This is a genomic window from Pedobacter jejuensis (assembly GCF_003725795.1).
Taxonomy (GTDB): Bacteria; Bacteroidota; Bacteroidia; order Sphingobacteriales; family Sphingobacteriaceae; genus Pedobacter; species Pedobacter jejuensis.
Genome location: NZ_RBEE01000008.1, coordinates 18,127 through 32,692, shown reverse-complemented (window position 1 = coordinate 32,692; position 14,566 = coordinate 18,127). Strand labels below are relative to the sequence as shown.

The window sequence follows — 14,566 nt, the reverse complement described above, 5'->3', positions numbered from 1 at the left end:
TAAAGAAAATACAAATTATGTCAGGACATAACGAATCAATACTTAGAGAACCATTAATTACCGGCAATAACATCACGTATGCAAAAATTACGGATGATATTTTAGGCCCGGTAGAGAATAAGCCAAATAAAGCTTGGTGGATTGGTTTCATCTTTGCCTCATTGGGTGCCTTACTTTGGGTTGTAGCAGTTAGCTATACATTCTGGACAGGTATCGGAGCTTGGGGTTTAAATAAAACTGTTGGATGGGCTTGGGACATCACCGGTTTCGTGTGGTGGGTTGGTATTGGTCACGCAGGTACACTTATATCTGCAGTATTATTACTCTTCCGTCAAAACTGGCGTAACTCAATTAACCGTTCTGCTGAGGCAATGACAATCTTCGCGGTAATTTGTGCGGCAACTTATGTAGTATCTCACATGGGGCGCCCATGGTTGGCTTATTGGGTATTACCATTACCAAATCAATTTGGTTCACTTTGGGTGAACTTTAACTCACCATTGGTTTGGGATATGTTTGCAATCTCTACTTATTTCTCTGTATCATTATTATTCTGGTACACAGGTTTATTGCCAGATATTGCTACCATCCGCGACCGTGCTGTAGGAACACGTAGAAAAATATATTCTATCTTCTCTTTTGGATGGAGTGGAAGTGTAAAAACCTGGCAACGTTTTGAAGCAGTATCATTAATTCTAGCAGGTATTTCAACACCTCTTGTATTATCGGTACACACAATTGTATCAATGGACTTTGCAACATCTGTAATTCCAGGATGGCACACTACAATTTTCCCTCCTTATTTCGTTGCAGGAGCTATCTTTTCAGGCTTTGCAATGGTGTTAACCTTATTATTGGTTGCTCGTAAAGTATTAGGTTTGGAAAATTACATCACCATGTTCCATATAGAGTCGATGAATAAAATCATCATTTTAACAGGTTCGATAGTAGGTGTTGCTTACTTAACTGAGTTTTTCATTGCTTGGTACTCAGGTTCTGAATACGAGCAGTATGCGTTTATAAATAGATCGACTGGTCCGTACTGGTGGGCGTATTGGATGATGATGACGTGTAACGTAATTTCACCGCAATTACTTTGGTTTAAAAAGATTCGTTTAAGCATCAGAGCAACTTGGATTTTATCAATCGTAGTAAATATTGGTATGTGGTTCGAACGTTTTGTAATTATCGTTACGTCACTTCACCGTGATTATATACCATCAAGTTGGGCAATGTTTTCACCAACTTGGGTTGATGTAAGTGTTTTCGTTGGTTCAATCGGACTATTCTTTACTTTGTTCTTATTGTTCTTAAGGGTATTACCATCAATAGCAATTGCTGAGGTTAAATTATTATTGAAATCAGCAAGTGAGCAAGCTAAGATGAAGCAGATTAAAGAGGGACATGAGAATAAAGAATATGTAAATGAATACGTAGAATCTTTAGAGAAATTTGATAGTGTTAAACAAGAAGAATACGCAAAAATATAACAATGAGTAATATCAAATATATTTTAGGCAGCTTTGGCGACCCTGATGAAATGATGCATGGCATCGAGAAACTTCAGGAAAATAACATCACCATACATGATGTATATACCCCAATGCCTATACACGGAATAGAAGCCAAATTAGGAGTTAAAAGATCGAGAATTGATATCGCTGCATTTTGCTTTGGTATTACCGGTACATGTGCAGCATTTGCTTTGATTTATTTTTGCGCAGTAATCGATTGGAAAGTTAATATCGGTGGTAAGCCATCGTTTGCATTACCAGATTTTATTCCGATAATGTTCGAATTAACAGTTTTATTCTGTGCGTTCGGGATGGTTTTAACCTATTATGCTTCTACGCATTTGTTTCCAGGAAGATCACCAAGAGTAATGGATCTTCGTGCAACTGACGATCGTTTTGTTATTGCTGTAGATGCGCAAGAAAATGTATCTCACACAGTGATTGATGGTTTATTAAAAGATGCTGGTGCATTAGAAGTAAAGTATAATGAAAGGAAGTACATTAGCTATGAATAAGAATAAATTTGTTTATGCAGCGTTTTTAGCTATCGCTTTTGCAGCTACTTTTTCTGCTTGTAGTGATAAACGTAGTACAGGGTTAGAATATGCAAGGAACATGTACGATCCTATCGCATACAACCCTGATCAGCCAAATAAAAACTTTAAGGATGGTAAAACTGCACAACTACCTCCTGCAAACACAAAGCCTGTAGGTTTTGAGGAATATGATGTTTATCCTAATACTTTAGAAGGATATAATGAGGCAGGGGCTAAAATGGTTAATCCATTAACTGCTGATAGTGTTAACCTTGCAGAAGGTAAACATTCATTCGTAGTGTTTTGTGCACCATGTCATGGTGAAAAAGGAGATGGTCAAGGTCACTTAGTTAAAATTGAGAAATTTGCTGGTGTTCCTTCGTATCAAACAGGTGCATCATCTAGAGGTGGTAATATGGTTGATCTTACCGCTGGTAAAATTTATCATACCATTACATACGGTGTAAATAACATGGGCTCGCATGCTTCGCAAATAACACCAACAGATCGTTGGAAAGTTGTGATGTATGTTCAACAATTACAAAAAGGACAATAAGTAAAGCAGAATATAAATGGGAACTCACAATATTAATTTTAGTGAACAATTTGAGTTTACAGGAAAAGTAAAAACCTTAAGTATCGTTGGTATCGCGTTAGGTATCGCTGCTATCGCTTATGGTTTTATTGCTGGTGATAAAGTTATGCACGAGCGTACTTTTGCCAACCTGTTACTTATGGGATATTACTTTGCATGCGTATGTATGTCGGGTATGTTTTTCCTTGCTGTTCAATTCGTTGCTCAAGCAGGTTGGTCTGCGTCAATTTTACGTGTACCGCAAGCTATGGCGAAAACATTGCCTATTGCAGCAGTAATACTAGTTGTAATTATTTCTGCTGGATTATACACGCACAATTTATATCACCACTGGAATGCTGATGGTTTAACTGACCCGAATAGCCCAAACTACGATGCGCTGATTGCAGGTAAGTCAGTATTCTTAAATGTGCCTTTCTTTTTAGGTCGTCAGGTATTATTCTTAGGTGTGTATAGCTTTTTCGCTATAATGTTTGTAAAGCTTTCTTATAACGAAGATTTGGCTGGCGGATTAAATTCATATAGAAAAAGTTTTAAAAATGCTTGTATTTTCTTAGTAATTTATGGCTTTACAACTCCAATATTTGCATTTGATACCATCATGTCTTTAGAAGCTCACTGGTTCTCTACAATGTTTGGTTGGTATAATTTTGCTGCCATGTGGGTAAGCAGTTTAGCAACTATTGCTATTATTATCATCTTATTGAGAAGAGCTGGTTACATGCAATGGGTTAACAATAGCCATTTACATAACTTGGGGCAGTTTATTTTTGGTTTCTCTATCTTTTGGACATATGTATGGTTTGCTCAATTCTTATTGATTTATTATGCAAACATGCCCGAAGAAACGGTATATTTTTACAGACGTTTCGAATACTATAAATTCTGGTTTTTCTTAAATTTAGCAATGAATTTCTTAGCGCCAGTTTTATTATTGATGGATAGAGATAACAAAAGAACCGATGTTAGATTGTTATTCGTTTCGATAGTTGTGTTACTAGGACACTGGGTTGATTATTATCAAATGATTATGCCAGGAGCTGTTGAGGATGGTCATAACGGTTTTGGAATTATTGAAATTGGTACAGCTTTAGGCTTTGTTGGATTGTTTACTTTTACAGTTCTTACTTCATTAAGTAAAAAACCTTTGATTGCCAAAAACCATCCACTTTTACAAGAAAGTTTGCATCATCAGTTATAGTTGATGATTTAGAAAAGCGAATATTTAATTATTATATAGAAGTACAACGTACTACTTTTAAGAAAATGAGTTTAAGAAAGTTTATAACGAGTAAAACGACCGCAGCTTTAGCAGTATTATTTACTGTTTTTGCAAACACTAGCGTATTTGCGCAAGATGCAGCAGCTGGTGCTGCCGCGGCACCTAAGGTTGATATGGGAGAGGTTTATAAATCAGTAGTATTTTATATTCTGGTATTCCTTGCAATATGTTTATTTATTGCCATCATAGGTAAGGCAATTCGGGTTTATGAATTGAGTCGTGAAGCTCAAGGAAAACCTGTTGGTATCAACTGGAATAGAGTAAACTCAAGTTTATTTGCCCTGTTTTTAGTTGTAGGTTTATATGGTGTGTATTGGGAATATACCGTTCATGGCTCAATGTTGCTACCTGATGCAGCATCTGTGCATGGAAAGCGTATTGATGATATGTTTAACTTAACATTAATCATTACTACGATTGTATTTATCGCAACACATATCCTGTTATTCGGATTTTCTTACATCTACAAATATTCTGCAAAGAGAAAAGCATATTATTATCCTCATAACAATACAATTGAGAAAATCTGGACGATCGTTCCTGCATTAGTTTTAACGGTGTTGGTGTTGATGGGATTCTTGACATGGAGATCTATTTTTTATAAGGTAGAGGATCCTAAAAATATGCCTATCCAAATTGAGATGACCTCAGAACAGTTTAAATGGTCTATTCGTTATCCAGGTGCGGATGGTATTGTAGGGCATAAGAACTACAAGCTAACTACAGCATCAAATACATTAGGTATCGATTTTAAAGATTTAAAATCTCGTGATGATCAAATGGCTGATGAAATGGTTATTCCGGTAGGTAAGCCAATCAAACTTTTATTAACGAGTAAGGATGTTATTCATAGTTTTTACATGCCTCACTTTAGAGTGCAATTAAATACTGTACCTGGTATGCAAACCGTATTTGAATTTACGCCGACGATTACAACTGCAGAGATGCAGCAGAAAACAAATGATCCTAATTTTGAATATCTTTTCTATTGTGCCAAAATCTGCGGATCTGGTCACTACAATATGAAAAAAGTTGTTCGCGTAGTTTCCATGGCAGAATACAAAACATGGTTAGCTGAACAACAGACTTATTTAAACGACGATTTAAGAAAACAATTTAATTTGCCAGTAGCCCCTTCGAAAGTTGAGGCGGGAACAGATTCAGCAGCTACAGATTCTGCAGCTGTTAAAACTAACCAAATGGCTTTAAATAAATAATATACCGAAGAGCGAAGAATTATGTCAACAATAGCACTACACGACGAACACAATCACGATCACGCTGATCACGGTCACCATAAAGAAACTTTGATATCAAAGTATATCTTCAGTATGGACCATAAGATGATTGCTAAGCAATTTTTGATAACCGGTATCATTATGGCGGTTATTGCGATGGGTTTATCAATTCTATTCCGTATCCAACTGGCATGGCCTGATAAGAACTTCCCTTTCTTAGAAACATTTTTAGGTAAATGGGCAGAAGGCGGTCGTATAAAATCAGACTTTTACCTTGCACTTGTTACCATTCATGGTACCATTATGGTATTCTTTGTACTAACTGCAGGTTTAAGTGGAACATTTAGTAATTTATTAATCCCGCTGCAGATTGGAGCAAGAGATATGGCATCGCCGTTCTTGAATATGTTATCATATTGGTTCTTCTTCTCTGCTTGTGTGGTAATGATGGCTTCATTTTTTATTCAAACAGGTCCGGCATCGGGTGGTTGGACGGTGTATCCACCATTATCAGTAATTGAAACTGCTATTCCAGGCTCTGGCTTAGGGATGACCATGTGGTTAATTAGTATGGTACTTTTCGTTGCATCATCATTAATGGGTGGTATCAATTATGTAAGTACAATATTAAACATGCGTACCAAAGGAATGGATCTTTGGAAAATGCCTTTAACAATATGGGCATTCTTCTTAACTGCAATCTTAGGTATATTATCCTTCCCAGTTCTTGTTGCTGGAGTTGTGTTAATGGTATTTGATAGAAGTTTTGGTACAAGTTTTTACCTTTCTGATATCGTTATGGGTACCAACATTTTACCAAATGAAGGTGGTTCGCCAATTTTATGGCAACACTTATTCTGGTTCTTAGGTCACCCAGAGGTATATATCGTAATTATGCCGGCTTTAGGTATATCATCAGAGGTTATTTCTGTAAATTCACGTAAGCCTATTTTTGGTTACCACGCAATGGTTTATTCATTGATAGGTATTACCGTACTTTCATTTATTGTATGGGGACACCACATGTTTGTAACTGGTATGAATCCTTTGTTAGGTGGTGTATTTATGATTACCACTTTAATTATTGCGGTACCATCAGCGGTAAAGACATTTAATTATCTGGCAACTTTATGGAGAGGTAACATTCGATTTACTCCAGGAATGTTATTCGCTATTGGTTTAGTTTCATTCTTTATTTCAGGCGGTTTAACTGGTATTTTCTTAGGAAATGCATCATTAGATATCAACTTACATGATACATATTTTGTAGTTGCTCACTTCCACTTAGTAATGGGTTCTGCCGCAATTTTTGGTATGCTTGCTGGTGTTTATCACTGGTATCCAAAAATGTTTGGTAGAATGATGAATGCTAAATTAGGGTACTTGCACTTTTGGTTAACATTTATTGCAGCATACTTAGTGTTCTTCCCGCTTCACTTTTTAGGTTTAGATGGTGTACCACGTCGTTATTATGCATTTACTGAATTTGAATTCATGAAAAAATGGTTAACTGTGAATGTATTTGTAACATGGGCAGCAATTATGGCTGCATTAGCACAAGTAGCATTCTTATTTAACTTTTTCTACTCTATTTTTAAAGGTAAAGTTGCACCTCAAAATCCTTGGGAATCTAACACATTAGAGTGGACGGCTCCTGTTGAACATTTACATGGTAACTGGCCAGGTGAAATTCCAACGGTTTACAGATGGCCTTATGATTACAGTAAGCCGGGTCATGATGTTGATTTTATTCCTCAAACAGTACCATTCTCTCAAACAATGAGTTCTAATTTACCTCATGATTTTGAAGGAAATGCTGAAGCAGAAAAAATACAACAAGATTGGGAATTAGCCAATCCTGTGACGGAAAATAAAGGCTAATTAGGTAGCTTTAACAAATTTTTAAAGGGGTATCTGATTAAGTTTCTGCTTATCCGGATACCCTTTTCATCTTATTAGATATAATGATCAGTAGATCAGAACAACGTTTTATCAGAATTAATTTTATAACCATTATAGTTACGCTATTGGTTATACTAGCGGGAGGAATTGTTCGCAGTACCGGTTCTGGTATGGGTTGTCCGGATTGGCCAAAATGTTTTGATAGATACATTCCACCAACAGATGTATCTCAACTTCCATCAGGCTATAAAGAAAAGTATGTAGCTGGAAGAATTAAGAAGAATGAAAAATTCGCCAAATATCTGGATGGAATTGGTAAAAAGGAATTAGCAGATAGTATTAGAAACGATAAAGCCATTACATTACCAGAGGAATTTAATCCTGCTAAAACCTGGACTGAATACTTAAATCGTTTGATTGGTGTTTTTGCAGGTATTTTTATGTTGCTAACTGCAGCTTTTGCGTTTGTATATAGAAAGACTGCAAAGCGAATATTAATATTAAGTATTCTTAACGTATTTGTTATTGTTTTGCAGGCATGGTTAGGTGCATTTGTGGTCTCAACTAATTTAACACAATGGGTGGTTACAGCACATATGTTGATAGCCTTGCTTATTTTGGCAATATCCATTTACACCTATAGTTATGCAAAGCAATTACATAAGGAACGCTCGGTAATTATGTACAGAATATTGTGGCTAAAGGGGTTTTTATTTTTTACCATACTAGTAAGTATAGCACAGATTATTCTGGGAGCAGAAGTTAGGGAAAGTGTAGATATGATTGCAAAATCGCTTCTGTTGAATGGAAGAGAAACCTGGATTCAAAAAGTTGGTAACGTTTTTAACTATCATAGAGATTTAGCCATTTTGGTAATTATAACAAATGGCATTATTTATAAAATGGTAATAGATAGGTTTAGTGGAAAGGCAGCACCATTGCTAACTGCGAGATTTATCTTGTTAACATTGCTATTACAACTTTTAAGTGGATTTGCACTAGCATATTTATCTTTACCACCAGTTGCACAAGCAGTGCATATATTATTTGCAACATTGCTATTTAGTTTACAATATTATTTGTACTTGCTGGTTTATCGCACAAGTACATATAAACAATAATAATAAGAAGGTTGAAACAATTTTTTTCAGATTTTTCTAAACTTGTGAAATTCAGGCTATCGTTTACGGTGGTTTTCTCTGCATCAATTTCATTTTTAATTGGGCAGAAAATGCAACTTGGTAGAGGACACATACCTTCCATTGACTGGGGGAACTGGTTTATACTTATTGTTGGAGGATTTTTAGTAACAGCTGCAGCGAATTGTTTTAATGAAATTATTGAAGTTGACTTGGATAAGTTAATGACACGTACAAAAGATCGTCCAATGCCTGCTGGAAGAATGACCACAGGGCAAGGTTTAGTTCTCGGTATTTTTATGGCTTTTTTAGGAACATGGTTATTAGGGCAATTGAATCTAGAAACAGGTTTACTATCTGTGTTCTCTATTTTGCTTTATGCATTTGCCTACACGCCTTTGAAAAGAAAATCGCCAATAGCAGTTTTTGTTGGTGCAATACCTGGAGCTTTACCACCACTTATCGGATATTTGGCTGCTTTTGGTAGTTTAAAAGCAGATTTGTTTTTAGATATAGATTATAAAATTGCTGTTATCTTATTTCTGATTCAGTTTGTATGGCAATTCCCACATTTTTGGGCCATTGCCTGGGTTTTAGATGAAGATTATAAAAAAGCAGGTTTTAGATTACTGCCAACTAAAAAGAAAGATAAAACATCTGCCTTATTTACTTTTGTAAGTACATTAATATTAATCCCGGTTAGTCTCTTGCCAACGTTTTATGGCTTTGGAGGTTATTATATTACTGGCTTATCAATTATTGCAGGTGTAACATTTAGCTGGTTGGCTTTTAAGTTATTAATGAACAGAGAATTGGCTGATGCGAAGAAGGTTATGTTCTGTTCTTTTTTTTATATACCAGCTGTACAGCTGGTATTAATGTTTGATTTCATAGCAAAATAATTAATATGGTTTTATCAATGGAAAACACACAAGATATATTCGACCCGAAGCCTAAAAAGTTTATTGTATGGCTTTTTGTTGTATCATCTACAATTATGTTTGGTGGCTTTACCAGTTATTATTTGGTATTTGCAGCATCAAAAGGTAAGGGACACGGCCTAGTTTTGCCCGATGCATTTATATACAGTACTCTTTTAATTATAGCAAGTAGTGTAACACTCACACTTGCTTCCAGAGCGCTAAAAAAGTTAAACTTTAGTTTGCAGAGGAAAATGCTGTGGCTAACGGTTATTTTAGCCTTAGGTTTTGGCTGCATGCAGTTTGTCGCTTGGAATAGTATGGTTAATACAGGGGCAACAATGGTTGGAAATAATGCTGCAATTTCCTTTATTTATGTTGTTCCTTTGATGCACTTATTTCATATAATTGCTGGTTTAGGCTTTATTTCCAGTAGTTTAGCTGGAAGTTACAGGAATATCCCTTTGGCAAAAAATAGGTTCCGCATGGAAATCACATCTATTTTTTGGCATTTTATAGATATATTATGGATATATCTGTATGTTTTTTTACTTTTGAACCGTTAAATTTGTTAACAAACTATTATACTATTTGCAATGAATTCAGTATCACAATTAGATCAAGTTAAAACCGGGCCATGGAACGGTGGTCGTTCTCCCTGGTCGGTAGAATATGGTAAAATCATGATGTGGTTTTTCCTTTTATCAGATGCTTTTACATTTTCGTCTTTATTGATCTATTACGGCGCTCAACGCTTTTCTAAATCAGAATGGCCTGATCCGGATTTGGTTTTTCAATCTATACCAGGTTTAAAAGATAGCGGTGCTCCACTTGTTTTTGTGGGTATTATGACTTTTATACTAATTTTAAGTTCTGTAACAATGGTTATGGCTGTAGAAGCTGGTCATCGTAGAGCTAAAAAAGAAGTTATAGGATGGATGATTGCAACCATTATTGGTGGTTTTATGTTCTTAGGCTGTCAAGCGTTAGAATGGACTCACCTTTTCCACGAAGGATTTGGTTGGGGTAAAATTCCGCCAGTTGAGACTTTACATCATTTATTTACCGGTGAGGTTTCGTTAGTTTCAGCACAACAGTTTTCAAACTTATTTTTTACCATTACTGGTTTTCACGGTTTTCACGTATTTACTGGTGTTTTAATTAACATCATTATTTTAGTAATGACAATCAATGGAACTTTCGAAAAAAGAGGTCATTATTTAATGGTAGAAAAAGTTGGTTTATATTGGCACTTTGTTGATTTAGTTTGGGTGTTTGTATTTACATTCTTCTATTTGGTTTAATTTTCATTTGTAAAAATATTTAATATGTCAGAACAACATTCACATACAGCTGAAGGTCACGAACACGATGAGCATTCAGGTATGAGTAAATCAAAAATCTGGAAAGTAGCAGGAATCTTATCTTTAATTACAGCTATTGAATTTATAATAGCACTTTGGGCAATTCCTGGCGGCCATATTCCACAGCATGTAGGAAACTACTTATATATTGCCTTAACATTAGTAAAAGCATTTTATATCGTAGCGTATTTTATGCACCTGAAATTTGAAAAACTCGGACTGCAATTAGCACTTACAGTATCATTCATTTTTATTATATACTTTATTGTTTTAATGCTAATTGAAGGTGGCTTTTTAAATATTCACATGGCAACTCATTCATGAGATCATTCTCAATAAGAAAATCATTAATCCTGGTAAGCATATTAGCTATACCGGGATTTTTATTTTTCTACCTTTTGCCGCACTTTGCTAAAAATCGATACAAAAGTTTACCAATTTTTGGAGAAAAAATTGTTGCGAAAACATATCACACCAAAAGGGGAAAAAAAATACCTGATACAATTTACCACACTGTACCTGAATTTAGTTTGGTAAACCAAATAAATGAAACTGTTAATTGGACCTCTTTAAAGGGTAAAATAGTTGTCATTAATTTATTTTACAAAGATAGCCCACTAAAGGATGTTAATGAAAACGTTAAGAAGATTGCTGAAGGTTACGAAAGAAATCCATTAATTCGTTTTCTTAGTATATCTGTAGATCCGAAAGATAATCCTTCAAATATCAAACCTTTAGCAAATAATCTAAAGGCAAAATCTGGAAAGTGGGATATTTTGAGTGGCGATAGTTCAATTGTGTATCCTCTTATTCGAGAAGGATTGATGCTTGATATGATCTATCACGAAGAGGCTGGTAAATCTAAATTTATTTATGGTAATCAAATCGTTTTGCTTGATAATCAACATAGAATTAGAGGTTACTATGAAGCGACCAATGCCGATGCTCTAGCTAAGCTTGATGATGAAATTAAAGTTTTGGTTGCAGAAGATTTAAGAAATCTGAAAGACGGAAGGTAATTAATATCCCTGTTAAGAATAAACCTTGAGGTATATGGAAAATAAATCAATAGAGAAAAAATACAGCATCTGGATAATTATATTATCTATTTTTATACCAGTTGCAGTAGCCGTATTATTTATGGTTAAATTGAAAGATTTGGGCGTAGATGTGAGTCCACTTCCATTTCTTCCGCCAATTTATGCAACTATTAATGGTATAACAGCTTTAATTTTAATTGTAGCGGTAAGAGCGATTAAAAACGGTAAAGTGCAACTTCATCAAAATTTAATGAAGGCTGCAATTGGTTGCTCGTTGTTGTTTTTAGTGATGTACATTGCTTATCACATGACAACACCTTCAACAAAATTTGGAGGAGATGGTGCTATTAAATATGTATATTTTTTCATATTGCTTACGCATATTCTCTTATCAATAGCAATTATTCCTCTTGTGTTGGTAACCTATGTTAGGGCATTGGCAGAAAGATTTGATAAGCATAAAAAAATTGCAAGAATTACATTTCCATTGTGGCTTTATGTAGCTGTTACAGGCGTAGTTGTTTACTTAATGATATCTCCTTATTACCAATATTAGAATACAAAAGTATTGTGTAATTGGAGTTTTTTATGACATAATTTTTAAACGCTTAGCATCGTTTATACTTATATTTGTTATGATGAAGAAAAAGGCATTTTATATCTTAATTATTGTTGCTTTAATATTTACAGTTGTTACTGAAGTTAATGCTCAATGTGCAATGTGTACCATCAACGCCGAGCAAGGTGTTAAAAATGGAAATACACAAGCTGCTGGTTTAAATACTGGGGTTTTATACCTTTTGGCTATTCCATATTTATTATTTACAGCGGTTGGAATTTTATGGTACAAAAAATACCGTAAAAAGAATGTTCATCTCAATATGAAATCCAGACCGATTAATATGAACTAAGCATGGCCAAGAAAGCCTCAAAACTGTATGCAATTGTTCATGCTAAATGTCCGCATTGCCGCAGAGGAGATGTTTTTACGGGTACCATGTATGGTTTCAATATTCAACATACCAAAGAAATTTGTTCTCGTTGCGGACAAAGAATTGAAATAGAGCCAGGCTACTTTTATGCCGCTATGTATGTTAGTTATGCAATGAATGTAATCGAAATGCTGGTGGTAAGTTTTATAATTTATTTACTGGTTGGTGCATTAGAAGACAACACATTCTGGACTTATTTAATTGTTATTTTTGCTGGCTGCTTTATCATGTCGCCATTTAATTATAGATACTCCAGGATTATTCTGCTCCACGTTTTATCACCTAATATCAAATACAAACCTTATTACGATATTCCTTAGTAATTCGGCTCCTTTGCTTTTATAAAAATCCATATTTGAAGATGTTAAAGAAAGAAACGCTCGTTTTTTTAAAAAACGTTATTGAAAATAACAATAGAGAATGGTTTGCTGAAAACAAAGTAAAATATGAAGAAGCTAAAGAAGATGTATTAGAGCTTGTTGCTAAGATAATCCCTGAACTTTCTAAAATTGATCCTCTGATATCTTCAGATACAGACCCAAAAAAATGTGTAATGCGAATTTACAGAGATGTTCGCTTTGGTAAAAATAAAGACCCCTACAAAAATAATTTCGGTATTTGGTTCTCTTCTAAAACAAAGGGGAGTAATGAACCTGGTTATTATTTACACATCCAACCTGGAAAAAGCTTTATCGCCGGCGGTTATTGGATGCCAGAACCACCACATGTTAAGTTAATTCGCCAGGAGATTGATTATAATATTGATGAATTTAAGGATATTATAAACAATAGAGACTTTAAAAATAATTTCAAATTAGGTACCGGTTCTGCTTTGAAAAATGCGCCTAAAGGCTACGACCCCGCAGATCCTAATATAGAATATTTAAAACTCAAAAGCTTCGAAGCATCGATGAGCATTAATGATGAAGAATTTTTTAAGCCAACACTCGTTAATAAGTTAGTAACTTCTTTCACAACGGTTAGTCCTTTAGTTGCATTTTTACGCAATGCTATAGATGTCTAAATCTAATAGGTTTAAAAAAATATAGTATAATTATCAATTAAGAACATCGTTATTCAATTAAAATATGAAAAATACCTTTCTAGCTTTTGCAGTTTTACTTCTAGCCTCCACATTTTCGTCTTGCGTAATCCTTTCTCCAAAAAAATACAAAGCGTTGTTGGGTACCAAGGATTCTTTATATACTGCATTTAGTGAAGGACAGATTAAAATAGAAAATTTAGAAGACGAGGTTAAAAGGTTAAAAAAGGATACAACTTTAATTGCAGAAGATCTTCGTGATTTACAGAGCAGATTTAATGATGTAAACGCGAATTATAGCAAACTTAAAAATAATAGTTCAAGCGAAATTACCAAGCTATCTGGTGATTTAGCTGCAAGAGAACAGCGATTGAAAGAGGTTGAAGAAGTTTTGCGTAAACGCGATGAAGCAACAAATCAATTAAAAGAGAAATTGCAACAAGCTTTGCTTGGATTTACAAAAAGTGGTTTAACGGTTGATATCAAAAACGGCAAAGTTTACGTGTCATTAATGGATAAACTATTATTTCCATCAGGAAGTATAGTTATTGATGAAAATGGTAAAAAAGCACTAGCTCAGCTAGCAAAAGTTTTAGAGGAGCAGCCTGAAATTAATATCGCTGTCGAAGGTCACACAGATAATCAAAAAGTTAATAATCTCGGGCAGATAAAAGATAACTGGGATTTAAGTGTATTGCGTTCTACATCTGTTGTTCGTTATTTAACAGAGACTGAAAAAGTAGAAAGTGTGCGCATGACAGCAACTGGTAAAGGTGAATTTCAACCACTTGGGTTAAATACAGGTGCAGATGGGCGAAGTAAAAATAGAAGGATAGAAATTGTACTCTCACCTAAATTAGATGAATTGTACAACCTGATAAAATAAGATACATATGATACTATGGGCCTTGCAATGATTTTGCGAGGCTTTTTTTTGACTTAGATTTTGGCTAGCGTTTTAAAATCATATTTACGCCGTTTAATTCTATGGTATTAAATTAA

The 14,566-nt window shown here is 34.7% G+C and carries 17 protein-coding genes; all 17 read left to right on the top strand.

All coding sequences use genetic code 11. The annotated features are described in order from the left end of the window. The first annotated feature begins 17 nt into the window (after positions 1-17). Positions 18-1,490, top strand: a complete 1,473-nt coding sequence (gene nrfD, locus D7004_RS05125; RefSeq protein ID WP_123204799.1) for an NrfD/PsrC family molybdoenzyme membrane anchor subunit — start codon at positions 18-20, stop codon at positions 1,488-1,490. A gap of 2 nt (positions 1,491-1,492) precedes the next feature. Continuing rightward, positions 1,493-2,029: a DUF3341 domain-containing protein gene (locus tag D7004_RS05120; protein ID WP_123204798.1), complete on the top strand. Its 537-nt coding sequence runs from the start codon at positions 1,493-1,495 to the stop codon at positions 2,027-2,029. Further along, the gene (locus D7004_RS05115; protein ID WP_123204797.1) at positions 2,001-2,606 is read left to right on the top strand and encodes a c-type cytochrome; all 606 of its coding nucleotides are present in this window, start codon (positions 2,001-2,003) and stop codon (positions 2,604-2,606) included. The genes D7004_RS05120 and D7004_RS05115 overlap by 29 nt, the downstream gene beginning before the upstream one ends. Positions 2,607-2,622: 16 nt before the next feature. Continuing rightward, positions 2,623-3,846 carry a quinol:cytochrome C oxidoreductase gene (locus D7004_RS05110; RefSeq protein ID WP_123204796.1) on the top strand — a complete coding sequence of 408 codons (1,224 nt, stop codon included), beginning with the start codon at positions 2,623-2,625 and terminating at the stop codon, positions 3,844-3,846. A 65-nt stretch (positions 3,847-3,911) separates the two neighbouring features. Continuing rightward, entirely contained in the window at positions 3,912-5,144 is a 1,233-nt protein-coding gene (locus tag D7004_RS05105; protein WP_123204795.1) for a cytochrome c oxidase subunit II, read from the top strand. A gap of 21 nt (positions 5,145-5,165) precedes the next feature. Continuing rightward, positions 5,166-7,046, top strand: a complete 1,881-nt coding sequence (locus tag D7004_RS05100) for a cytochrome c oxidase subunit I (protein ID WP_208646793.1) — start codon at positions 5,166-5,168, stop codon at positions 7,044-7,046. Between the two features lie 83 nt (positions 7,047-7,129). Then, positions 7,130-8,188, top strand: coding sequence for a COX15/CtaA family protein (locus tag D7004_RS05095; protein ID WP_123204793.1), 1,059 nt, complete (start codon positions 7,130-7,132; stop codon positions 8,186-8,188). 11 nt (positions 8,189-8,199) lie between these two features. Then, a complete protein-coding gene (gene cyoE, locus D7004_RS05090; RefSeq protein ID WP_123204792.1) occupies positions 8,200-9,108 on the top strand; it encodes a heme o synthase in 909 nt (302 codons plus the stop codon). Between the two features lie 17 nt (positions 9,109-9,125). After that, the gene (locus D7004_RS05085; RefSeq protein WP_123204912.1) at positions 9,126-9,692 is read left to right on the top strand and encodes a cytochrome c oxidase subunit 3; all 567 of its coding nucleotides are present in this window, start codon (positions 9,126-9,128) and stop codon (positions 9,690-9,692) included. Between the two features lie 30 nt (positions 9,693-9,722). After that, on the top strand, positions 9,723-10,430 hold the full coding sequence (locus D7004_RS05080) for a cytochrome c oxidase subunit 3 (RefSeq protein ID WP_123204791.1): 708 nt from the start codon (positions 9,723-9,725) through the stop codon (positions 10,428-10,430). Positions 10,431-10,454: 24 nt separating this feature from the next. Further along, entirely contained in the window at positions 10,455-10,814 is a 360-nt protein-coding gene (locus D7004_RS05075) for a cytochrome C oxidase subunit IV family protein (RefSeq protein WP_123204790.1), read from the top strand. Beyond that, positions 10,811-11,509, top strand: a complete 699-nt coding sequence (locus tag D7004_RS05070) for an SCO family protein (RefSeq protein WP_123204789.1) — start codon at positions 10,811-10,813, stop codon at positions 11,507-11,509. Before D7004_RS05075 ends, D7004_RS05070 begins: the two co-directional genes overlap by 4 nt. Positions 11,510-11,543: 34 nt before the next feature. Next, positions 11,544-12,086 carry a DUF420 domain-containing protein gene (locus D7004_RS05065; protein WP_123204788.1) on the top strand — a complete coding sequence of 181 codons (543 nt, stop codon included), beginning with the start codon at positions 11,544-11,546 and terminating at the stop codon, positions 12,084-12,086. Between the two features lie 79 nt (positions 12,087-12,165). Continuing rightward, complete coding sequence (locus D7004_RS05060) at positions 12,166-12,441, top strand: hypothetical protein (protein WP_341867665.1); 276 nt, start codon at positions 12,166-12,168, stop codon at positions 12,439-12,441. A 2-nt stretch (positions 12,442-12,443) separates the two neighbouring features. Next, positions 12,444-12,842 (top strand): DUF983 domain-containing protein, encoded by a 399-nt coding sequence (locus D7004_RS05055; RefSeq protein WP_123204786.1) that lies wholly within the window; start codon positions 12,444-12,446, stop codon positions 12,840-12,842. A 41-nt stretch (positions 12,843-12,883) separates the two neighbouring features. Further along, positions 12,884-13,546 carry a DUF2461 domain-containing protein gene (locus D7004_RS05050; protein ID WP_123204785.1) on the top strand — a complete coding sequence of 221 codons (663 nt, stop codon included), beginning with the start codon at positions 12,884-12,886 and terminating at the stop codon, positions 13,544-13,546. A gap of 64 nt (positions 13,547-13,610) precedes the next feature. Continuing rightward, complete coding sequence (locus D7004_RS05045; RefSeq protein ID WP_123204784.1) at positions 13,611-14,450, top strand: OmpA family protein; 840 nt, start codon at positions 13,611-13,613, stop codon at positions 14,448-14,450. Positions 14,451-14,566: the final 116 nt, after the last annotated feature.

Coding starts and splice junctions, on each gene's coding strand:
- D7004_RS05110 (WP_123204796.1), top strand. CDS start 2,623: ATGGGAACTCACAATATTAATTTTAGTGAACAATTTGAGTTTACAGGA.
- D7004_RS05045 (WP_123204784.1), top strand. CDS start 13,611: ATGAAAAATACCTTTCTAGCTTTTGCAGTTTTACTTCTAGCCTCCACA.
- D7004_RS05080 (WP_123204791.1), top strand. CDS start 9,723: ATGAATTCAGTATCACAATTAGATCAAGTTAAAACCGGGCCATGGAAC.
- D7004_RS05055 (WP_123204786.1), top strand. CDS start 12,444: ATGGCCAAGAAAGCCTCAAAACTGTATGCAATTGTTCATGCTAAATGT.
- D7004_RS05070 (WP_123204789.1), top strand. CDS start 10,811: ATGAGATCATTCTCAATAAGAAAATCATTAATCCTGGTAAGCATATTA.
- D7004_RS05120 (WP_123204798.1), top strand. CDS start 1,493: ATGAGTAATATCAAATATATTTTAGGCAGCTTTGGCGACCCTGATGAA.
- nrfD (WP_123204799.1), top strand. CDS start 18: ATGTCAGGACATAACGAATCAATACTTAGAGAACCATTAATTACCGGC.
- D7004_RS05065 (WP_123204788.1), top strand. CDS start 11,544: ATGGAAAATAAATCAATAGAGAAAAAATACAGCATCTGGATAATTATA.
- D7004_RS05060 (WP_341867665.1), top strand. CDS start 12,166: ATGATGAAGAAAAAGGCATTTTATATCTTAATTATTGTTGCTTTAATA.
- D7004_RS05050 (WP_123204785.1), top strand. CDS start 12,884: ATGTTAAAGAAAGAAACGCTCGTTTTTTTAAAAAACGTTATTGAAAAT.
- D7004_RS05115 (WP_123204797.1), top strand. CDS start 2,001: ATGAAAGGAAGTACATTAGCTATGAATAAGAATAAATTTGTTTATGCA.
- D7004_RS05085 (WP_123204912.1), top strand. CDS start 9,126: ATGGAAAACACACAAGATATATTCGACCCGAAGCCTAAAAAGTTTATT.
- D7004_RS05095 (WP_123204793.1), top strand. CDS start 7,130: ATGATCAGTAGATCAGAACAACGTTTTATCAGAATTAATTTTATAACC.
- D7004_RS05105 (WP_123204795.1), top strand. CDS start 3,912: ATGAGTTTAAGAAAGTTTATAACGAGTAAAACGACCGCAGCTTTAGCA.
- D7004_RS05100 (WP_208646793.1), top strand. CDS start 5,166: ATGTCAACAATAGCACTACACGACGAACACAATCACGATCACGCTGAT.
- D7004_RS05075 (WP_123204790.1), top strand. CDS start 10,455: ATGTCAGAACAACATTCACATACAGCTGAAGGTCACGAACACGATGAG.